Source organism: Bradyrhizobium sp. SZCCHNR1093 (genome assembly GCF_032381175.1).
In the GTDB taxonomy this organism is placed as follows: domain Bacteria; phylum Pseudomonadota; class Alphaproteobacteria; order Rhizobiales; family Xanthobacteraceae; genus Bradyrhizobium.
This window is the reverse complement of the sequence record NZ_JAUHJJ010000017.1, coordinates 1-21,006: the sequence shown is the minus strand read 5'-3', so window position 1 is coordinate 21,006 and position 21,006 is coordinate 1. Positions and strand designations below refer to the sequence as shown.

Sequence of the window (21,006 nt, the reverse complement as noted above, 5' to 3'; positions counted from 1 at the left end):
CTTGAGCCCTGCTCCCAACATCGAAACGCGGCGGCCCCGGAAGGCCGCCGCGCCGTCACTCAGCGAATGATGTCGAAGCTGTAGTCCGACTTGGCCGGCACGTTGGTGTTGCGGTCGATCTCGTCGAAGATCTTGTCGAGGATCGTGACCAGCACGTTCAGGCCGCCTTGATAACCCCACACCGGATAGCGGTGCTTGTGGTGGCGATCGAAGATCGGGAAGCCGATGCGGATCAGCGGGGTGCCAGTGTCGCGCTCCAGATACTTGCCGTAGGTGTTGCCGATCAGGAAGTCGACCGGCTCGGTGAACAGCAGCGAGCGCATGTGCCACAGATCCTTGCCAGGATACACGTGGCAGTTCTTGCCGAACGGCGACGAGTCGAACACGGCCTGCACCTTCTCGGCCCACTCCTTGTTGCCGTTGGTGGCGAGCACATGGGTCGGCTCGGCGCCGAGCTCGAGCAGGAACGCGGCGAGGCCGAGGCAGAGATCCGGGTCGCCGTAGATCGCGAACTTCTTGCCATGGATGTGCGCGCTGGAGTCGGCGATCGCGTCGACCAGGCGGCCGCGCTCGAGGGCGATCGATTCCGGGATCTCCTTGCCGGTGATGCGCGACAGCGCCATCACGAAGGCATCGGTGCCGGTGACGCCGACCGGATGGTGGAACGAGACCACTTCCTGGCCGTGGTTCTTGATCAGCGGCAGGGTCTTCTCGGTGCAATAGTGCTGCATCGAGATGGTCGCCTTGGCGTGGACGGCGTTGGCCGCGTCCTCCAAGGTCGTGCCGCCATCATACATGCGGAACTCGCCGTCGGTCGGGGTGTCGAACACGTTCGAGTTGTCGCCGAGGATCGTGTATTCGATCCCCATTTCCTCGAAAATGTGCTTGACCTCGCGGATGTTGCCGACGGTGTAGCCGTCGAAGCCGCCGATGAAGTTGATCTTCTCGTTCGGAACGCGCTCGAGCTTCGGCGCGGTGCCGGCCTTGCCGTCCCAGAAATGCTCGAGAATGCCCTTCATGGCGTTGTCGTAGCCGGTGACATGGCTGCCGACGAAGGCGGGGGTGTGGGCGAAGGGCACGTCGAACTCGGCCGGAACCGAGCCCTTTTCCTTCGAGGTCTTGATGAAGGCGTTGAGGTCGTCACCAATGACTTCCGCCATGCAGGTGGTGGAGACCGCGATCATCGACGGCTTGTACATGTTGTAGGCGTTGGCGAGGCCGTCGATCATGTTGTTGAGGCCGCCGAATACCGCTGCGTCCTCGGTCATCGACGACGACACGCAGGAGCTTGGCTCCTTGAAGTGGCGCGACAGATGGCTGCGGTAGTAGGCCACGCAGCCCTGCGAGCCGTGCACGAACGGCAGCGTCTTCTCGAAGCCGACGGCGACGAACACGGCGCCGAGCGGCTGGCAGGCCTTGGCCGGATTGACGGTCAGCGCCTCCCTAGCAAAATTCTTCTCGCGATATTCGGGCGTCTTGGCCCATTCGCGGATGCGCTCGACCTCGGCGGGATCGCGCGGATTCTCGAACATCTTCTTCTTGTTCGCCAGCATCTGCTGGTATTCGGGACCACGGAAAAGCTCGAAGTGATCGAGCACATGTTCGGCACTCTGCGTCATGGGATAACCCTCTCTATTTTCCTGTGTCGATCAGGGAGCGCTGGCTCTCCGCCGAAGGAGAGCCAGGCCGTGGGTGGTGGTGCTTACTCGGCAGCCTGGAGCAACGGCTTGGGCACCTGCTTCCAGGGCGCCTTTGCCATCTTCCAGACCGGCGAGTTGATGGCCATGTCCATGTCGCGGGCGAAGATCGCAAACCCGTCGTAGCCATGGTAGGGACCCGAGTAGTCCCAGGAGTGCATCTGGCGGAACGGCACGCCCATCTTCTGGAACACGTACTTTTCCTTGATGCCCGAGCCGACCAGGTCCGGCTGGACCTTCTCGACGAACTTCTCGAACTCGTAGCCGGTCACGTCGTCATAGATCAGCGTGCCATCCTTGACGTAGTGCTGGGCGGTGCGCTGATAGTCGTCGTTGTGGCCGAACTCGTAGCCGGTGCCGACGACCTCCATGCCGAGGTCTTCATAGGCGCCGATCACGTGGCGCGGACGCAGACCGCCGACGAACAGCATCACAGTCTTGCCTTCGAGGCGCGGCCGGTACTTGGCGATCACGGCGTCCATCAGGGGCTGGTACTTCGCGATGACGCGCTCGGCACCCTCCTTGATCTTGTCGTCGAAATAGCTGGCGATCTTGCGCAGCGATTCGGCGATCTTGCTCGGCCCGAAGAAATTGTATTCGCACCACGGAATATTGTACTTCTCTTCCATGTGACGCGAGATGTAGTTCATCGAGCGGTAGCAGTGCAGCACGTTCAGCTTCGCCTTCGGCGTCGCCTCGAGCTCGGCCAGCGAGCCGTCGCCCGACCACTGGGCAATCACGCGCAGACCCATCTCCTCGAGCAGGATGCGCGACGACCAGGCGTCGCCACCGATGTTGTAGTCGCCGATGATCGCAACGTCGTAGTCCGACGGCTCGAAGCGCGGCGCAGCGTCGGCCGGGATCTTGTCGAACACCCAGTCCCGGATCGCGTCGTTGGCGATGTGGTGGCCGAGCGACTGCGACACGCCGCGGAAGCCTTCGCAGCGGACGGGAACGATGGTCTTGCCGTCATACTCCTTCGACTTGACCTTGGAGACCGCCTCGATGTCGTCGCCGATCAGGCCGATCGGGCATTCCGACTGCACGGTGATGCCGTTGTTCAGCGGAAACAGCTCCTGGATCTCGTCCATGATCTTGGCGAGCTTCTTGTCGCCGCCGAACACGATGTCCTTCTCCTGGAAGTCGGAGGTGAACTGCATCGTCACGAAGGTGTCGATGCCGGTCGTGCCGATGTAGTAGTTGCGGCGCGCCGCCCAGGAGTACTGGCCGCAGCCGACCGGGCCGTGGCTGATGTGAATCATGTCCTTGATCGGGCCCCACACCACGCCCTTGGAGCCGGCGTAGGCGCAGCCGCGAATGGTCATGACGCCGGGGATCGACTTGATGTTCGACTTGACGCCGCAGTCGGACTTGCCGTTCTCGTGCACGTTGAGGTGCTTGGCGCGACGCTTGGCAGTCTTCTCCGGATAGACCTTCAAGACCTCGGCGATCAGTTCCTTGTTGCGTGCCTTGATCTCGGCCACGCTTTGTTTCTCGATGACGCTCATCTGGCTTTTCCTCGATGATCGGTTGCGGGGGTCATCCGGCCCTTAGAGATCATGGGCCGGATGACCGGTGGCGGTTACGCCGTGGCGGCGAGCTCGGAGGCGGTCTTGCCGATCTGGCTCTCGTCGACCGCCTTCATGATGCCGTGCTCCATCAGCATGTCCTCGAGCTCGTCCATCGTGATCGGGGTCGGGATGATGCCCTTGCCGCCGTTGGCGTGGATCTTCTGCGCCAGCGAGCGATAGTGGCCGGCCTGGACCGAGTCCGGCGCATATTCCAGAACGGTCATGCGGCGCAGCTCAGCGTGCTGCACGATGTTGTCGCGCGGCACGAAGTAGATCAGCTGGGTGCCGAGCTTCTTCGCCAGCGCCTCCGCCAGCTCCAGCTCCTTGTCGGTCTGGCGCTCGTTGCAGACCAGGCCGCCCAGGCGCACGCCGCCGGAGTTGGCATACTTCAGAATGCCCTTGGAGATGTTGTTGGCGGCATACATCGCCATCATCTCGCCGGACATCACGATGTAGATTTCCTGCGCCTTGTTCTCGCGGATCGGCATCGCGAAGCCGCCGCAGACCACGTCGCCGAGCACGTCGTAGGACACGTAGTCGATGTCCTCATAGGCGCCGTTCTCTTCCAGGAAGTTGATCGAGGTGATGACGCCGCGGCCGGCGCAACCGACGCCCGGCTCCGGACCACCGGACTCGACGCAACGGATGTCGCGATAGCCGACCTTCATGACCTCCTCGATCTCGAGGTCCTCGACGCTGCCCGCAGCAGCGGCCAGGCTGAGGATGGTGTCCTGCGCCTTGGCGTGCAGGATCAGGCGGGTCGAATCCGCCTTCGGATCGCAGCCGACGATCAGGATCCGGTGGCCCATCTCGGCGAGTGCCGCGAGGGTGTTTTGTGACGTCGTCGACTTGCCGATGCCGCCTTTGCCGTAGAATGCGATTTGTCGCAGCGCTGCCATGATGCTCTCCATCAACCGATTGCCAATGTCTCGCATGCACCTTGCATCGCGAGACCGCGTCCTCTCTCCAGAACCGGCAGACGGGTTATTGGGAAGGAGAGCATCGCTCGTCCGAAGCGTCGGCGTGCACTCAGCCCTCAACCTTTGCCTGAGCCCAGTTTTGCAACGGCTGTGCCAGAGCTTTGGAATCGTTAAAAAGGCCATGTTTTGAAAGAGATGCGGCCAAGCTCGGCGCTAGGATGTACTTGTTGCAAATCCGACATCGGGGGTTTTCACCCGACGCTCCCGCGCCGTGCTGTCCGAAACGACACATGCCGCCGCGGCTCCGAGCGGCGCTTCCGTAGAGAACACCGGGGAGCGCTCGCGTGAGGCCGGCCAGGAGCGGCGGTACGGAGTTTGCTTGATGTAGATCAAACCCGCTTTCGAACGGGCCAGCAGGAGTACTATTGATGGCGAGCAAGACGCGCGTCTTTGTCATTGAAGCCGATCAGGTGATCCGCTCGGCGCTCGGCTACATTCTCAGTGAGCGTCACGAGACCTTCACCTTCGCGGAGACCGCCGACGCATTGACCAAGGCCGCACGGACCACGCCCCATGCCGTCCTCATCGGGATGAGCATCCTGGAGGACGACGGCGCCGAGACGGTCGGCATGCTCGCCAGGACGATGCATCAGGCCGGCATCATCGTGGTCGCAGGATCGACCAAGTCGCCGCTCGCGCTGGCCGGCCTGCGGCAGGGCGCGGAAGCCATCATCGCCAAGCCGATCACCTTCGACGGCGTCACGCACGCGGTCGATTCCGTGCTGGCGCGGCGCGGTAGCGAGCCGGGCCTGACGGCATAGCTGGCCCTGGTATCCACGGAGATCAGCCGATGACGAGGAGGGGATGATGTTGAAGATGACCCAGACCGCGACGCCGGGGGCACCGGACATCGAGGACATCGTCGAGAATTTCGCGCTGCTCGACGACTGGGACGACCGCTACCGTTACGTGATCGAGTTGGGCCGCGGCCTGCCGCCGCTACCCGATACCGACCGCAATGATGGCAACAAGGTGCAGGGCTGCACCAGCCAGGTCTGGCTTGCAACCACGGTGCGGCACGACGCCGCAGTGCCGGCGCTCGACTTCATCGGCGACAGTGACGCCCACATCGTCCGCGGCCTGGTCGCGATCCTGCTCGCGATGGTGTCCGGCCGCACCGCATCCGAGATCTTGGCCGCCGATCCGATCGCGCTGTTCGAGAAACTCGGCCTGCGCGAGCATTTGACCCCGCAGCGCTCCAACGGCTTCCGCTCGATGGTGAGCCGCATCAGAGCCGACGCCCAGGCGGCGCTGGCGGCGGCGGCGTAGGTTTGGTTGTTTGATTGCTGCTTTGACTGATCGCGCGTATCGCGGCGAACTCGGTGCACCCTCTCCCCTTGTGGGAGAGGGGGGAGGCCGAAGGCAGCCGGGTGAGGGGTCTCTCGGCGCACCCAGAAGGTCATGGCTCGCGGAGACGACCCCTCACCCGAGCGATTCCAGGGCTGGTAGCGGTGCTGCCCTCTCCCACAAGGGGAGAGGGCGCATCAACGAGCAGCGCTTCTTCGCGATCACTGCGTGTAGGAAAAGGCGCCTCTACGAAAAGAATTCCTGCGCCTTCTTCAGCGCCCGCACCAGCACGTCGACCTCTTCCCGCGTGTTGTACATCGCGAACGACGCCCGGCACGTCGCCGTGACGCCGAAGCGCTCCAGCAGCGGCATGGCGCAATGGGTGCCGGCGCGGACCGCGACGCCGGAGCGGTCGATGACGGTGGCGAAGTCGTGGGCGTGGGCGCCCTGCATCTCGAACGAGACGATCGCCCCCTTGTCGGCGGCATTGCCGATGATGCGCAGCGAGTTGATCTCGCGCAACTGCTCGGTCGCATAGGCGACGAGATCATGCTCATGCGCGGCGATGCGCTGCTTGCCGATGGAGGCGACGTAGTCGATCGCTGCCCCCAGCCCAGCGGCTTCCACGATCGGCGGCGTACCGGCCTCGAAGCGATGCGGCGGGTCGCCATAGGTGACCCAGTCCCGCGAGACCTCGCGGATCATCTCGCCGCCGCCGTTGAACGGCGGCATCGCGGCTAAGAGCTCGCGCTTGCCGTAGAGCGCGCCGATGCCGGTCGGGCCGTAGATCTTGTGCCCGGTGATGCAATAGAAATCCGCATCGAGATCGCGGACGTCGACCTCCATGTGCACGGCGGCCTGCGAGCCGTCGATCAGCACCGGGATGCCGCGCGCATGCGCGATGCGGATGACCTCCTTGACCGGGACGACCGTGCCGAGCACGTTCGACATCTGCGTCATCGCTACCATCTTGGTGCGCGGCGTCAGCAGCTTTTCGAATTCGTCGAGCAGGAAATTGCCGTCGTCGTCGACAGGAGCCCATTTGAGCACCGCGCCCTGGCGCTCCCGGAGGAAATGCCAGGGGATGATGTTGGCGTGGTGCTCCATGATCGAGAGCACGATCTCATCGCCCGGCCCGATCCGCTCGCGGCCGAAGGTCTGCGCGACCAGGTTCACGGCTTCCGTGGCGCCGCGCGTGAAGATGATCTGCTCAGGGCTTTCGGCATTCAGGAACGACGCCACCTTGGCGCGGGCGCCCTCATAGGCCTCGGTGGCGGCGTTGGCGAGATAATGCAGCCCCCGATGCACGTTGGCGTATTCGGACGTATAGACCTGGTTCATCCGGTCCAGTACGGCCTGCGGCTTCTGCGCCGAGGCGGCGTTGTCGAGATAGACCAGCGGCTTGCCGTGCACCTGCATGCCGAGGATCGGAAAGTCCGCACGGATGCGGCCAACGTCATAGCCGCTTCCGTTCACCGCTGCATGCATCACCTACTCCCGTTGTCCGAGCCAGCCCAGCATCGCTTCGGTCAACGCCGCCCGCACGCTCTCATCGGCGGCGCCTTCGATGATCTCGCCAACGAAGGCCTGGATCAGCAACGCCTTGGCTTCCTTGGGCGGAATGCCGCGCGCCATCAGATAGAACAGCAGCTCGTCGTCGATTGCGCCGGTCGTGGTGCCGTGGCCGCACTGCACGTCGTCGGCGAAGATCTCGAGCTCCGGCTTGCTGTCGGCCTCGGCCTCGTCGGACAATAGCAGCGCCCGCGACATCATCTTGGCGTCGGTCTTCTGCGCACCGGGACTGACCGTGATCTTGCCCTGGAAAACCGCGCGCGCGGTGTCGCCGACGACGGCCTTGAAGGTCTCGCGGCTCTGGCAGTTCTCGGCTGCATGCTCGATCGCCAAGGTCGTGTCGGCATGCTGGGCGCCGGACAGCAGCGATCCGCCGCGGATGTCGGCCACGGTGCCCTCGCCAGCGATGTGCACGAACAGCTGGTTGCGCACCAGGCTGCCGCCGGCGACGAAGCCAAGCTGATTGAAGGTCGCACGCGCGCCGATATTGGCGAGCAGCGAGGAGATGTGCAGCGCGCTGTTGCCCTCCCGGGTCACCTTGACATGGTCGATCCGCGCCTCGTCGCCGACGACGAGCTGCATCGCGGTGTTGACTTGATATTCGCTTCCGTCGGGCCCCTGATGCGACTCGACGATGGTGGCGCTGGCCCCAGTTCCGATATTGACCAGCGACCGCGTGTACATCGAGGTTGCGACCCAGTTCGTCGTGACGAACGCGACGTGGATTGGTCGGCTCAGTGCCGTGCCCGGCGCCACCAGGATCACGACGCCATTGGCAGCCAGTGCGGTGTTGAGCGCCAACGCCGGATCGTCGTCAGGCACGACGGGGCCGAGACGCTGCGACAGCAGCGGCTTGTCGGCGGCGAGCGCGTCGGCCATCGGCTGGATGGTGAGGCCCGGCTCGAGATCGGCGAGGTCGGACAGCTCGGGCACGAAGGCACCGTCAACGATCATCAGCTTGCGGAAGCCGGCGCCCGCGAACAAGTCGCTCGCCTCGCGCGCCTTGGTTTTTGCCGCGTCGTCGGGCAGCGAGGCGAGCCGCTTGGCCTCCTTCATCTGCGTGCGCAAATCGGTGTAGCGCCACGCCTCGACGCGCCGGTGCGGCAGGCCGACCGCATTGAAACGGTCGAACGCAGCAGCGCGCACCGCGGTGATCTCCTCGCCGCCCGGCAGATAGCGGCGGGCGCCCTGATACAGATCGGCCAGTCCGAGTTCGGCCTTGGTCTTGCGGATCACGACGCCCATGTTCGTCCTCCCCGGCGCCTTACGCCGCTTCGCTCTGGTACTGGGCGTAGCCGGTCGCCTCGAGCTCGCGCGCGAGGTCTTTGCCGCCGGTGCGGACGATGCGGCCCGCCGCGAACACATGGACGATGTCGGGCACGATGTAGTCGAGGAGCCGCTGATAGTGGGTGATCACGATCATGCCTCGCTCGGCGGAGCGCAGCGCGTTGACGCCGTTGGCGACGACCTTCAGCGCGTCGATGTCGAGGCCGGAATCGGTCTCGTCGAGCACGCAGAGCGACGGCTGCAGCAGCGCCATCTGCAGGGTCTCGTTGCGCTTCTTCTCGCCGCCGGAGAAGCCGACATTGAGCGGCCGCTTCAGCATGTCGGCATCGATGTTCAGCGTCTTGGCGATCTCGCGCACCCGCTTGATCAGGTCCGGCGAGGACAGCTCCTCCTCGCCGCGCGCCTTGCGCTGGGCGTTGAAGGCGGCCCGCAGGAAGGTGAGCGTCGCGACGCCGGGGATCTCCAACGGATATTGGAACGCGAGGAACACGCCCTTGGCGGCGCGCTCGTCGGCGGACATCGCCAAGAGGTCCTCGCCATTGAGATAGACCTCGCCGGCCGTGACCTCGTAGCCGGGCTTGCCGGCGAGCACATAGGACAGCGTCGACTTGCCGGCGCCGTTCGGGCCCATGATGGCGTGGATCTCGCCCTTGTTCACGGTCAGGTCCAGGCCCTGGATGATCTTCCGTCCGCCTGCGATCTCGGCATGGAGCCCCTTGATTTCGAGCAAGGCCGTCATCGAACACTCCTTCTGATGCTGTCGCGGCGCGACGCCGTCATCCAACCGATCCTTCGAGGCTGATCGAGATCAGCTTCTGCGCCTCGACCGCGAACTCCATCGGCAATTGCTGCAGCACGTCCTTGACGAAGCCGTTGACGACGAGGCCGACCGCTTCCTCCTGGGAGAGCCCGCGCTGGATGCAGTAGAACAGCACGTCCTCGGAGATCTTCGACGTCGTGGCCTCGTGCTCGAACACCGCGGAGGAGTTCTTGGCCTCGATGTAGGGCACGGTGTGCGCGCCGCATTTGTCGCCGATCAAGAGCGAGTCGCAGGCGGTGAAGTTGCGCGCGCCGGAGGCCTTGCGATGGGCGCTGACCAGGCCGCGATAGGTGTTCTGCGACTTGCCGGCGGCGATGCCCTTGGAGATGATCCGGCTCGACGTGTTCTTGCCGAGATGGATCATCTTGGTACCCGAGTCGACCTGCTGGAAGCCGTTCGAGATCGCGATCGAATAGAACTCGCCGCTGGAATTGTCGCCGCGCAGGATGCAGCTCGGATATTTCCAGGTGATCGCCGATCCCGTCTCGACCTGGGTCCAGGAGATCTTCGAATTTGTGCCGCGGCAGTCACCACGTTTGGTGACGAAATTATAGATGCCGCCGACGCCTTCGGAATTGCCGGGGTACCAGTTCTGCACCGTCGAATATTTGATCTCGGCATCATCCAGCGCGACCAGCTCGACCACGGCGGCATGCAGCTGGTTCTCGTCGCGCTGCGGGGCCGTGCAGCCTTCGAGATAGGAGACGTAGGCGCCCTTGTCGGCGATGATCAGGGTGCGCTCGAACTGGCCGGTGTTGCGCTCGTTGATGCGGAAGTAGGTCGACAGCTCCATCGGGCAGCGCACGCCCGGCGGGATGTAGACGAACGAGCCGTCGGAAAACACCGCCGAATTCAGCGTCGCGAAATAGTTGTCGGTGGTGGGCACCACCGTGCCAAGATATTTTTGGACGAGGTCGGGATGCTCGCGTAGCGCTTCGGAGATCGGCATGAAGATCACGCCGGCCTTCTTCAGTTCCTCCTTGAACGTCGTCGCCACCGACACCGAGTCGAACACGGCATCGACGGCGATCTTGCTGCGCGGCGCCGCGGCCTCGCCGTCGACATCCGCTTCCGCCGCCGCAGGCCGTTCGACGCCTTCGAGGATCTCGACCTCGCGCAGGGGAATGCCGAGCTTCTCGTAAGTCTTCAGGATCTCCGGATCGATCTCGTCGAGCGAGGCGACCTTCTTCTTCGGCTTCGGCGCCGCGTAGTAATAGAGATCTTGATAGTCGATCTTCGGGTATCCGACGCGCGCCCAGGTCGGCTCGGTCATCGTCAGCCAGCGGCGGTACGCCTCCAGCCGCCATTCGAGCATCCAGGCCGGCTCGTTCTTCTTGGCCGAGATGAAGCGGATCGTGTCTTCCGACAGCCCCTTCGGAGCCTTCTCGGACTCGATGACGGTCTCGAATCCGTAGCGATATTGATCGACGTCGATGCCCTTGACCCGATCAATGGTCTCCTGAACCGCTGCCATCTCTCACTCCGCTTGCAATGTTTCCGTCGTGGCCCGCGTCAGGCGGGCACGCAGGTGTCCGGCACCGGACAGACGGCAGCGCATTGCGGCGCGTCGAAGTGGCCCTCGCACTCCGTGCACTTCTTCGGATCGATGATGTACATGTCGTTCTTCAGCCGGATGGCCGCATTCGGACATTCGAACTCGCAAGCCCCGCAGACCGTGCATTGTGAGGCGATGATCTTGTAGGTCATGTGCAGCTCCCCGCGATCCCTGCGACATCGGACGACGTCATTCACGGGGTATCTTTCAAGCCGCGTGCCAGAGAGCATTTGGTTGATTTCTAAGGAGGATTCTAAAGATCGCCACGCCGGTCAGCTGTCGCTCTCCCGACAGCATGTCGCAAGTGCGACAGGGCGCATGAAGTCGCGTGCGCGTTTGGGTCGAGCCCCCGCCACGAGGGCAGTGAGCTCCCCTCCCCCCTGCGGGGAGGGGTCGGGGGCGGGGGTCCACGAGCACGCTGCACGTGATGCGCGCTAATGCTGTCACCAGCGGAGTGACGATGTGTGATGTAACGAGCAGCTCAGCGGACGTGAGTACAGCGAGCGAACTCACGACGATCAGCGCCCGGAGACCCCCACCCCCGACCCCTCCCCGCAAGGGGGAGGGGAGCCGACCGTCGCCGGGGCGCGATCTCGAGTTTCACGACTATCGTTACGCGGGCGACAGCATGCACGTGAAATAAAAAAGGGCGCGCCATCTGCGCGCCCCTCATGAGACCCAACCCGCTCAGAACCGCTTGACCTCGATGTTGTGCTTCTTCAGCGCGTAGCCGATCTGGCGCGGCGTCAGGCCGAGCAGGCGTGCGGCCTTGGCCTGGACCCAGCCGGACCGCTCCATCGCCTGCACGATGCGGTCGCGCTCCGGCACCGCGCCGCCCTCCGTACTCTCGGAATACTCGCCATCATCGGCATCGATGGCCGGCAACTCGACGGGAGCCTCGATCGGCGCCGACGTCCGCGGCAGGATCGGCAGCGGCACCATGGGCTGGCCGCGCGGCGGCGGCGGGGTTACCGTGTTACCCTTCCACAGGATCGCCGACATGCACTCGTTGCGGCTGCAGGCGAAGTCGTCCATGCTGATCGCCGAGCCCGTTGCCATGGTCGCGGTCCGTTGCACGCAGTTCTCCAGCTCGCGCACATTGCCGGGGAAGCCGCAATGCATCAGCACCTCGATCGCGCTGACGTCGAACGTCAGGTCGCGCTCGTTCTCGCAATTGAAGCGGCGCAGGAACTCGCGCGCCAGCTGCGGAATGTCGCTGCGACGCTCGCGCAACGGCGGCAATTTGATCGGCACCACGCTGATCCGGTAGTAGAGGTCGGCGCGGAACTCGTTGCGCGACACCGCCTCCTCGAGGTTGCGGTTGGTGGCGGTGACGATGCGGACATCGACCTTGATGGTCTGATTGCCGCCGACGCGCTCGAACTCCTGCTCCTGCAACACGCGCAGGAGCTTGGCCTGGAACGCCGGCGAGATCTCGCCGATCTCGTCGAGGAACAAGGTGCCCTTGTCGGCCAGTTCGAAGCGGCCCTTGCGCGCGTTGATCGCGCCGGTGAAGGCGCCCTTCTCATGGCCGAACAGCTCCGACTCCAGCACCGTCTCTGGCAATGCGGCGCAGTTGATCTTGATGAACGGCCGCTTGGCGCGATTGGACAGTTCATGGATCGCCTTCGCCACCAGCTCCTTGCCGGTGCCGGATTCGCCGCGCAGCAGCACCGGCGCATTCGACTTGGCGACGACGTTGATCTTCTCCAACAATGCGCGCAGCGCCGGGCTGTCGCCGACGATGCCGTCGACCAGCACCTTTTTGCGATCCTTCGGCGCCGGCTTCAGCTCCGACAGCTCCTTCTGCAGCCGGTGGCTTTCCGCCATCAGCCGCTCGCGGTCACGCGCGACGACCCGATGAAGCTTGATGGTCTGGCCGATCAGGTTGGCGACCATGGTCAGGAAGCGAACGTCGGAATCGAGCCGGAACACGGCGCGGCCGTCCCAGACACGGTCGATCGTCAGCGTGCCGACGACGCGCTGGTCGATGCGGATGGGAACGCCAAGGAAGGACACCCGGGTGTCGGCACCGACGCCGAGCGTCACCGCGTCGACGGCGCTGAAGGCGGGATGATCGGCGACGTTCTCCGCGATCAGCGGCACGGCGGTGGCGACGATCTGGTCGATCGCCTTCTGCGGCAGCCGTTCGCGATAGCGCTGATCGCTGCCTTCGCTCCACCCGGCCCCCACCGCAAGATCGGGAATGCCGTCATCGGCGAGCAGCGACACCACGCCGTGGCGCATCTGCATGAAGGACTGCAGCAGGTTGACGACATTGGCGAGGGTGATCTCCAACCGCGTCGGCGCCGCCAGGATCTTCGAGATTTCGAAAATGCCCGTCAGGGCGATCTCGCTGAGCGGGATCGGAGCGGCGTTGGACCTGACGTCCTGAGCTTCGACCTGACGTGTTTCCGTTTGGACCATGGCCGCTTCTCTGATCGTCACGAACGCCTCGGTGAAGCCGCCCGTGATTGTAGATGTTCTAACATCCTCCCCCAACTGCAGATGATTGTCGTGCCTAACTTTGCTGCATTGCCGCAGAAGTAGTGTGCAACGGACAGAGCAGAAAAGCTGCAGGCTTTCATGATGTTAACAAATGAGTTTGCACCCGTCACGATGCGTGCATTGCACGTCCGCGCGGGCGACAAAAACGGTGTGCCTAACGATTTCGCGTTGTCTTCTCGACACCTAATATCCGCGCATTCGTCGGCCTGTTTGCGACCGGATCGCAACGGACAACACTGAACACCAACTTTCCACCGTCGGCCCGCCGCTCGTCGCCTTCGGCTGCAAGCCATGGGTATGACGTGTTCACATCCGCGTGTCGGCAGCGCGCGGCTGTGATCAACCTAGAGGTGCTGCCCCCCGTTGATCTGGATCTCCTCGCCGGTCACGTAGCTCGCCGCATCCGAGCACAGGAAGAACAGCACCTTGGCGACCTCCTCCGGAGCGCCGATCCGGCGCATCGGGATCAGCGGCGAGAACCGCGCCTCGGTCTCCGGGGACACCATCTCGGTCTTGATCTCGCCGGGCGCGATGGCGTTGACGCGGATGCCATGCGGCGCGAAGTCGTGCGCCATCTCGCGGGTCAGGCAGGCGAGCGCCGCCTTCGAGGTCGCATAGGCGGTGCCCGCAAACGGATGGACGCGGGTGCCGACGATCGACGTCACGTTGACGACCGCGCCCTGCCCGCGCTTCAGCTCCTCGAACAGCCCGCGCGCGAGCAAGATCGGTCCGAGAAAGTTGACGTGAAAGACGGTCATCCAGGTCTCGACCGAGGTCGACAGCGAATCCAGCCGGCCGCCGTCGCCGGCCTTCGGAGAGATCGCGGCATTGTTGATCAAGGCATGCAGCGGCGCGCCGTCGAGCCGCTGCTTGATGTCGGCAATCGCGCGCGGGATCGCCTTGCGATCGCTGAGATCGACCTGGACGTGGTTGTCGGGACCGGCGTCCCACGGACAGCGAGCACCGTCGAACGGCTGGCGCGAGCAGGTGATGATGCGCCAGCCGGCGTCGGAGAACAGCTTTGCGGTCGCATGACCGATTCCGCGCGAGCCGCCGGTCAGCACGAGCGTTTTCTGCTCGGTGCGCGCGGGCCGCTCGGCGGCCGCCATGTCTCGATGGAACGGGCACGCCGCGATGGTCTCGGCCGTCGCCATGGCGGGCTCGCGGACGTCCTGGTCGAGAACGAGACTCACGTCATCCGTCCTGATCCTGCGCCGCAACGCCACCAGGACGCCGGCTGCCAAGCTTCGGCTGCTGCCCTTGCCTCAGACGTGGTCTGGGCGCAGGCTCCGCGACGATCGGAAATATCAGCGGTATTGCCATGCGCCGGTTGTGCAGATTCCGGGCCAGCGAAAACGGCGGGCAAAGCAGCCCTTTTCTGTCGGGTTCGCGACAGATTGGCGCGTTCTGGACACATCCAGCGTCGGCTTTGTGCTTCGTCCTTTGCAAGACCTTCAAAGAGCGATCGTTTTCAAAACGATGGCTGATGGTCCAACTCTTGCTCGACGGATTTGATCATTCGAACGGGAAGACGGCTTGCCAGCCGCACGACGACAGCCACGAGACGCCAACGCCGTATGAACCGGGACATGGGGACGAATGCAGTGCGCTTCGCCGTGGTCCTCGGGACCAACGACGTCGCGTCCGCGATCGGCGTGCATCTGCATCGTGCGGGCTTCTGCGTGGTGCTGTCGCATGATCCCAATCCGCCGGTCATGCGCCGCAAGATGGCGTTTCACGACGCCCTGTTCGGCGACACCGTCCGCATCGAGAACGTGACCGGCGAGCGCATCGAGAGCACGATGGAGGTGTTCAAGGCGCTCGGCGATCCCCGGCACGTCCTGGTCACCCCGCTCGGGCTGCTCGATCTCCTGCCGGTCCGTACCATCGACGTCCTGATCGACGCGCGGATGCAGCGGCGCGAGGTGACCCCGAATTTGCGCGGCATGACGCGGCTCTCGATCGGCATCGGTCCGGGCTTCTCGCCAACAGCCAATTGCGATATCGCGATCGAGACCCGGCCGGACCGGCTCGGCCAGATCGTGCGCGAGGGCTGGACGCTGGCAACGGATGATGTGGGCGCGCTCGTCGGCGTCGAGCGCCTGGTGCGTTCGCCGCATGAGGGCCGATGGCATACCCCGATCGAGATCGGCACGCGCATCTACAAGGGCTTCGTGATCGGCCATCTCTCCGGCGCACCGGTCACGGCCCCTTATGACGGCATCCTGCGCGGCATCGTCCGCGACGGCAGCGACGTGCCGGCCGGCATCGCGCTCGCCGAGATCGATCCACGTGGCCGCCATGCGCAGTGGACCGGGATCGATGCGCAGGGACAGGCGCTCGCCCAGGCGACGCTGGCCGCAATACGGCTGCACGCCGCAAACTGCATCAGGACGAGCGCGAGCGTGCCCGCCGATCAGATCGTTTCGAACGATTCTGATTAGCCCGTATCCGGCGCGCCGGCCTTGGCATCCCGGTTGCTTATCGTTTGCAGGAGCGAGCAACAGCCATGATCATCTGTTCCTGCAACGTCATCAGCGACACGGCCATTCGCAACATCGTCACGGCGGCCGACATCACTTTCGGCTCGCCGGCGCAAGTGTATGATTGTCTCGGCTGCACGGTCCAATGCGGCCTCTGCTCACGCTCGGTGAAGCGGATCCTCGACGAGCGGCAGGGTGATAGGGCCGCTGCGGCGGTGTGGCCGGTGCAGGCCGAGCCCGCGCCGTGCGCGATGATGTCCGCCGCGTAGCACCGGCACGGCTTATGACGTGCCGACGTCACGCACTTGTCGGATGTCGGACAAATGCGACAGCAGACGATGTGCACCGGTCTCAGATGAACGGCTTGCCGCCGGTGACGGCAACCGTCGTCCCCGACGTGTAGCTCGACAGGGGATCAGCGAGCATCACATAGGCGGTCGCCAACTCGGCCGGCTGACCGGCACGCTTCATCGGCACCTGCTGGCCAAAGCTCTTCACCTTCTCCTCCGGCATGGTCGAAGGGATCAGCGGCGTCCAGATCGGACCGGGGGCCCCGGCGTTGATCCGGATGCCCTTCTCGGCCAGCAACTGCGCAAGTCCGCCGGTGAAGTTCTGAATGGCGCCCTTGGTGACAGCATAGGCCAGCAGACCGGGGTTGGGCATGTCGGCATTGATCGACGCGGTGTTGACGATCGCGCTGCCCGGCTTCATGTGCGGCACCGCCGCCTTGGTCAGGTAGAACATCGCATGGATGTTGGTGCGGAAGGTCAGCTCCCACTCCTCGTCGGAAATGTCGCCGATGTCGCTGAAGGATGCCTGATGCGCGGCGTTGTTGACGAGAATGTCGAGGCCGCCCAGTTCGTCGACGGCGCGCTGGATGATGGCGCGGCAATGCCTGGCGTCCTGGATGTCGCCGGGCATCAGAATGACCTTCCGTCCCTCCTTTTCGATCAGCGTCTTCACCTCGCCGGCGTCATCATGCTCGCTGAGATAGGCGATGACCAGATCGGCGCCTTCGCGCGCATACGCGATCGCCACCGCGCGGCCGATGCCGCTGTCGCCGCCGGTAATGACGGCCTTCATGCCCGCGACCTTGCCTGATCCCTTGTAGCTGGTCTCGCCATGGTCGGGCCGCGGCTCCATCCGGGCTGTGGTGCCCGGCATCGGTTGCGACTGCGGCGGAAACGGCGGCTTCGGATAGTGATCGGACATCGCGGCTCTCCTGACGAATGCTGCAACGTCAATCGCAGCACGGCATCAGCGTTCCTGCTGCCGAGCTCGGAGGCCTCAGCTCGGTCCGCGCGTGCCGGGCAAACCGGATTCGGCGAGGATGACGCCGCAGCAACGGAAGCAGATCCCTCACGACCCGACCCAGGTCACACTGCCTGACCTGGAAAATCGGATTCGTCTGGCGAACTATCGACGGGAGAACCATCGGCACGCGCGACGCAGCGCGTGCCAACGGGTCTTGCTTTAGTCGTTAGTGGGTCTTGGTCTCAGCCCACTTCTCCAGATCCTTCTTGGAATCGGAGCGCTGCTCCTTCTCCGGGTTTCCTGTCCATGGCTTGTCGGTCTGCTTGATCGATCCTTCATCGGTCCGCTGACGCGGATCGTCCTTCGGTGTTTCCTTGCTCATCGGTTCGTCCTTTGATCGTTTGAGGATCGCTAGCCGGACCCCCGCGCTACGCACGGCGTTCAACCCGGCAGCATCGTCGGCGGCGGCGTCGTCGCTTCGTCGTGCAACTGCTCGATCTCGCGGATTTCGTGCTCGGCCTGGTGCCAGAACTCATCCTCCCGGCCCTGCGGCTGCCCGGCCTGCTCCCACAGCGCGTGAGCGCGCTTGCGGATGCGGTCCTCGAGGCCCAATTCGTCGATTTGTCCCATGGCTCGTCCCTGATTGCAGCAAGCTCTGTTCTCCTCGGACACGAGGAAGGCGAAGACGTGCATCCGGCGCACGTCCTGCTTGGGCAATGGAGAACGTGGGGCGATGTTCCACGGCAAGGCCGTGTTGACGATGATGCGCCGCAGGCGACGACAGTTCCGGTGTGGCACTGTCAACGGTGAGGACGGGCCGTCGTCTCGTTCCGGCCTAAGCCGCGTCGGCCGGCACCATGGCCTCGATCGTGACGCCCGTGCCGGTGGAGGCCACCGTCAGCGTGCCGCCGAGCGCCAGCAGCCGCTCGCGCATGCCGGTGAGGCCGAATCCGAGCTTGTGCTCCGGGCTGAATCCGCGGCCGTCGTCGCGGACGCGCACCCGCGTGTAGCTGCGGCGGTGGCCGGCCGTCGTCTGCTGCAGCGGCTCGATGGTGACGTCGACCGCGGTGGCCTCGGCGTGGCGGAACACGTTGGTCAGCGCTTCCTGCACCACCCGGTAGATCGTCAGCTCCGCCGTCTCATTGCTGCGCACGACCATGTCGGTGAACCTGGTCTCGATCACGACCTCCGGCCTTGACTCCTGCCACAGCCGCACCAATGCGCCGAGCGCCTCGCGCAAGCCCAGCTCGGCGAGACCCACGGGCCGCAGCCGCTCGAGGATGCGGCGGTTGAACTGCTGCACGGCGTTGACCTGGTCGAGGATCGCCTGGCCGTGCCGGCGCATCGCCGCGACGTCGAGCGTCGCAGCCTCCGGCAGCCGCATCAGCGCACTGGCATGGGCGCGCAGCGCGAACAGATGCGGCCCGAACTCGTCATGCAGCTCGCGCGCGATCTCCTTGCGCTCGTGGTCCTGCAACGACACCGTGCGCTCGGCCAGACGGCGCTTCTCCTCCACCGCCTCGCCGAGCGCGCCGGCGAGATGGTTGAGCTTGGCGCAGAGTGCCGCGAGCTCGGGCGCGCCGCCCGGCTTGACGCGGGTATCATAGGCGCCGGCCTCGATCCGGCTCATCGCCTCCGATAGATCCGCCAGCGGCGCCAGCGCGCGGCCGACCACGAGCATGGTGATCGCGAACAACGCCAGCCCGACCAGCGAGCCGACGACGAGCTGGGTGACGATGCCGTCCCAGATCTCCGCGATCTCGTCGTCGGGATGCGACGTGATCACCAGCGTGTCGCTCCGGCCGGCGACGATGACCGGCATGCTGACCGAGGTCTTGTCGGGATGCACCAGTGCGATGAACCATGCCGGCGCCGCGCGGCCGACGCCCGGAGAGGGCGGGGTCTGCGCCGGCATGCCCTGCCGTCTCACGCTGACGTGACGAAGCTGTCGGAGATCACCGACGATCCGATCGAGGCGCGCGCTCGGATCCGGCGCGTCGTTGACCTCGTCCATGATGGTCTCGACGAAGGCCCGCGTCAGGCGGATGACGCTCTGGTCCTCGGCCAGCACGCGCGGCGCCGCCTCCAGCACGAGACGGCCGATGTTGATGGCGAGGCCCAGCGTCAGCAGCAGCGCCAGCAGCACGTTGATGCGGGTCCGCAACGACCAATTCTGCCACATTCTCTCCGCCTCAAAGCCACCGGGTTTCACGCGTCCTCACATTGACAGACAAATCCGCCGGCGATCTAATTGCAACATGATGCCAGACCGCGCAGCATGCATCCATGATGCATCGCAACAATGACGCGAGTTGGAAGTCCGGGACCCCAAGGCCATGCGCGTACTGATCGTCGATGACCATCCCATTGTGGCATCGGGCTGCCGGGCCCTGCTCTCGACCGATCCGGACCTCGAGCTGCTCGAGGCCGCTGATGCCGAGAGCGGCGAAGCCAGCTTCATCGCGCGCCGGCCGGACGTCTGCGTCGTCGACATCAACCTGCCGACCGTCTCCGGCTTCGAGCTGGCGCGGCGCATCCTCGCCCACGATGCCAACGCCCGGCTGATCATGTTCAGCATGAACGACGATCCGGTGTTCGCGGCGCGCGCCATCGACATCGGCGCCAAGGGCTACGTCTCCAAGAGCGGCGACCCGAACGATCTCGCCGAGGCGATCCGCGAGGTCGCGCGCGGCGGCAGCTATCTGCCGCCGGCGATCGCGCGCAGCATCGCCTTCGCGGGCGCCGCGGTCGCGCAGAGCCCGCTGGCGAAGCTGACCTCGCGCGAGCTCGAGATCCTCCGCCTGCTCAGCGCCGGCAAGAGCCTGTCCGAGATTGCCTGGCTGATCCACTCGTCCTACAAGACCGTCGCCAACACCTCCTCGATCATCCGCCAGAAGCTCGGCGTGCGAACATCCGGCGAGTTGGTGCGTTTGGCGATCGAGAACGGCGTCGCTTGACTCGCCCCGATTGAACGACGCAGCTTGACACGCGTTGGCGGCACGCGCGCCAGCGGCCCGACATCATTGCCGAACAGGTGATCCCATGACCCTCACGACCGTCTCCCAGAACAAGTCCCATGGCGGCGTCCAGGGCGTCTATCGCCACGCCAGCCAGGAGACCAAGACCGAGATGACGTTCTCGGTGTTCGTGCCGCCGCATGCCGACGGCGCGAAGCTGCCGGTCGTCTGGTATCTCTCCGGCCTGACCTGCACCCACGCCAACGTCACCGAAAAGGGCGAGTTTCGTGCCGCCTGCGCCGAGCTCGGCCTGGTTTTCGTGGCGCCCGACACCTCGCCGCGCGGCGACGGCGTGCCCGGCGATCCCAACAATGCCTATGATTTCGGCCTCGGCGCCGGCTTCTATGTCGACGCGACCGAGGCACCGTTCGCGAAGAACTACCGCATGTGGAGCTACGTCACCGAGGAGCTGCCGAGCGTGGTCGCGGCGAACTTCCCGGTCGATCCGCGCCGCCAGTCGGTGATGGGCCACTCGATGGGCGGCCATGGCGCACTCACGGTGGCGCTGCGCAACCCGGACCGCTACCGCGCGGCCAGCGCGTTCTCGCCGATCGTCGCGCCCTCGCAGGTGCCGTGGGGCGAGAAGGCCCTGGGCGGCTATCTCGGCGCCGACAAGGCGGCGTGGCGCAAGCACGATGCGGTGGCGCTGATCGAGGATGGCGCGCGCGTCTCCGACCTGCTGGTCGATGTCGGCACCGCCGATCAGTTCCTGACCCAGCAGCTGCGCCCGGAGCTGCTCAAGGCGGCCTGCGAGAAAGCGAACATCCCGCTCTTGCTGCGCAAGCAGGAAGGCTACGACCACAGCTACTACTTCATCTCGACCTACATGGCCGATCACCTGCGCTGGCACGCGGCGCGGCTCGCACGCTGATATCAGCCGCGGACGTGATTTGCCCGACGAGGCTGGGCAAGAACTCAGTGTTCACGGTAAGATTTGGGGGCATGACGAATCGGCCGTTCAAGAGCGGCGAGAGC

The 21,006-nt window shown here is 64.9% G+C and carries 20 protein-coding genes; 6 read left to right on the top strand and 14 right to left on the bottom strand.

The window, feature by feature from the left end; all coding sequences use genetic code 11:
- Window positions 1-59: 59 nt before the first annotated feature.
- From nifK to nifH, 3 genes are all read right to left on the bottom strand, one after another.
- Complete coding sequence (gene nifK, locus QX070_RS31020) at window positions 60-1,619, bottom strand: nitrogenase molybdenum-iron protein subunit beta (protein ID WP_315740951.1); 1,560 nt, start codon at window positions 1,617-1,619, stop codon at window positions 60-62.
- Window positions 1,620-1,702: 83 nt separating this feature from the next.
- Window positions 1,703-3,205, bottom strand: coding sequence for a nitrogenase molybdenum-iron protein alpha chain (gene nifD / locus QX070_RS31015; RefSeq protein WP_315740950.1), 1,503 nt, complete (start codon window positions 3,203-3,205; stop codon window positions 1,703-1,705).
- A gap of 74 nt (window positions 3,206-3,279) precedes the next feature.
- Window positions 3,280-4,167, bottom strand: coding sequence for a nitrogenase iron protein (gene nifH / locus QX070_RS31010; RefSeq protein WP_315740949.1), 888 nt, complete (start codon window positions 4,165-4,167; stop codon window positions 3,280-3,282).
- Window positions 4,168-4,616: 449 nt separating this feature from the next.
- Here nifH and QX070_RS31005 point away from each other — a divergent pair, with 449 nt between their 5' ends.
- Together QX070_RS31005 and QX070_RS31000 are read left to right on the top strand one after the other, a co-directional pair.
- Window positions 4,617-5,009 (top strand): response regulator, encoded by a 393-nt coding sequence (locus tag QX070_RS31005; RefSeq protein ID WP_315740948.1) that lies wholly within the window; start codon window positions 4,617-4,619, stop codon window positions 5,007-5,009.
- Between the two features lie 46 nt (window positions 5,010-5,055).
- Window positions 5,056-5,517, top strand: coding sequence for a SufE family protein (locus QX070_RS31000; RefSeq protein ID WP_315740947.1), 462 nt, complete (start codon window positions 5,056-5,058; stop codon window positions 5,515-5,517).
- Window positions 5,518-5,781: 264 nt separating this feature from the next.
- Here the strand turns inward: QX070_RS31000 and QX070_RS30995 are convergent, their stop codons facing one another.
- The 7 genes from QX070_RS30995 to QX070_RS30965 all read right to left on the bottom strand — a co-directional run bounded on the left by QX070_RS30995 (window position 5,782) and on the right by QX070_RS30965 (window position 14,470).
- Window positions 5,782-7,023, bottom strand: coding sequence for a cysteine desulfurase (locus QX070_RS30995; protein WP_315740946.1), 1,242 nt, complete (start codon window positions 7,021-7,023; stop codon window positions 5,782-5,784).
- Between the two features lie 3 nt (window positions 7,024-7,026).
- Window positions 7,027-8,352: a Fe-S cluster assembly protein SufD gene (gene sufD, locus QX070_RS30990; protein ID WP_315740945.1), complete on the bottom strand. Its 1,326-nt coding sequence runs from the start codon at window positions 8,350-8,352 to the stop codon at window positions 7,027-7,029.
- Window positions 8,353-8,371: 19 nt separating this feature from the next.
- Window positions 8,372-9,133: a Fe-S cluster assembly ATPase SufC gene (gene sufC / locus QX070_RS30985; RefSeq protein ID WP_315740944.1), complete on the bottom strand. Its 762-nt coding sequence runs from the start codon at window positions 9,131-9,133 to the stop codon at window positions 8,372-8,374.
- Between the two features lie 37 nt (window positions 9,134-9,170).
- On the bottom strand, window positions 9,171-10,688 hold the full coding sequence (sufB, locus tag QX070_RS30980; protein WP_315740943.1) for a Fe-S cluster assembly protein SufB: 1,518 nt from the start codon (window positions 10,686-10,688) through the stop codon (window positions 9,171-9,173).
- Window positions 10,689-10,726: 38 nt separating this feature from the next.
- Window positions 10,727-10,921: a 4Fe-4S dicluster domain-containing protein gene (locus QX070_RS30975; RefSeq protein ID WP_006609648.1), complete on the bottom strand. Its 195-nt coding sequence runs from the start codon at window positions 10,919-10,921 to the stop codon at window positions 10,727-10,729.
- A gap of 535 nt (window positions 10,922-11,456) precedes the next feature.
- Window positions 11,457-13,196, bottom strand: coding sequence for a nif-specific transcriptional activator NifA (gene nifA / locus QX070_RS30970; RefSeq protein ID WP_315740942.1), 1,740 nt, complete (start codon window positions 13,194-13,196; stop codon window positions 11,457-11,459).
- Between the two features lie 425 nt (window positions 13,197-13,621).
- Window positions 13,622-14,470, bottom strand: coding sequence for an SDR family oxidoreductase (locus QX070_RS30965; protein ID WP_315740941.1), 849 nt, complete (start codon window positions 14,468-14,470; stop codon window positions 13,622-13,624).
- 396 nt (window positions 14,471-14,866) lie between these two features.
- On the opposite strand from QX070_RS30965, the gene QX070_RS30960 reads away from it, so the two are divergent.
- Together QX070_RS30960 and QX070_RS30955 are read left to right on the top strand one after the other, a co-directional pair.
- Complete coding sequence (locus QX070_RS30960; protein WP_315740940.1) at window positions 14,867-15,721, top strand: xanthine dehydrogenase; 855 nt, start codon at window positions 14,867-14,869, stop codon at window positions 15,719-15,721.
- Between the two features lie 65 nt (window positions 15,722-15,786).
- A complete protein-coding gene (locus tag QX070_RS30955) occupies window positions 15,787-16,029 on the top strand; it encodes a bacterioferritin-associated ferredoxin (RefSeq protein ID WP_315740939.1) in 243 nt (80 codons plus the stop codon).
- An 82-nt stretch (window positions 16,030-16,111) separates the two neighbouring features.
- Here the strand turns inward: QX070_RS30955 and QX070_RS30950 are convergent, their stop codons facing one another.
- The 4 genes from QX070_RS30950 to QX070_RS30935 form a co-directional block, all read right to left on the bottom strand.
- Window positions 16,112-16,972, bottom strand: coding sequence for an SDR family oxidoreductase (locus QX070_RS30950; RefSeq protein ID WP_315740938.1), 861 nt, complete (start codon window positions 16,970-16,972; stop codon window positions 16,112-16,114).
- 268 nt (window positions 16,973-17,240) lie between these two features.
- Window positions 17,241-17,396, bottom strand: a complete 156-nt coding sequence (locus tag QX070_RS30945) for a hypothetical protein (protein WP_315740937.1) — start codon at window positions 17,394-17,396, stop codon at window positions 17,241-17,243.
- 59 nt (window positions 17,397-17,455) lie between these two features.
- Window positions 17,456-17,644, bottom strand: coding sequence for a DUF2934 domain-containing protein (locus QX070_RS30940; protein ID WP_315741023.1), 189 nt, complete (start codon window positions 17,642-17,644; stop codon window positions 17,456-17,458).
- Window positions 17,645-17,849: 205 nt separating this feature from the next.
- Window positions 17,850-19,196 (bottom strand): ATP-binding protein, encoded by a 1,347-nt coding sequence (locus QX070_RS30935; RefSeq protein ID WP_315740936.1) that lies wholly within the window; start codon window positions 19,194-19,196, stop codon window positions 17,850-17,852.
- Window positions 19,197-19,350: 154 nt separating this feature from the next.
- Here QX070_RS30935 and QX070_RS30930 point away from each other — a divergent pair, with 154 nt between their 5' ends.
- Together QX070_RS30930 and fghA are read left to right on the top strand one after the other, a co-directional pair.
- Complete coding sequence (locus tag QX070_RS30930; protein ID WP_315713180.1) at window positions 19,351-19,971, top strand: response regulator transcription factor; 621 nt, start codon at window positions 19,351-19,353, stop codon at window positions 19,969-19,971.
- Between the two features lie 85 nt (window positions 19,972-20,056).
- Window positions 20,057-20,902 (top strand): S-formylglutathione hydrolase, encoded by an 846-nt coding sequence (fghA, locus tag QX070_RS30925; protein ID WP_315740935.1) that lies wholly within the window; start codon window positions 20,057-20,059, stop codon window positions 20,900-20,902.
- Window positions 20,903-21,006 lie beyond the last annotated feature (104 nt).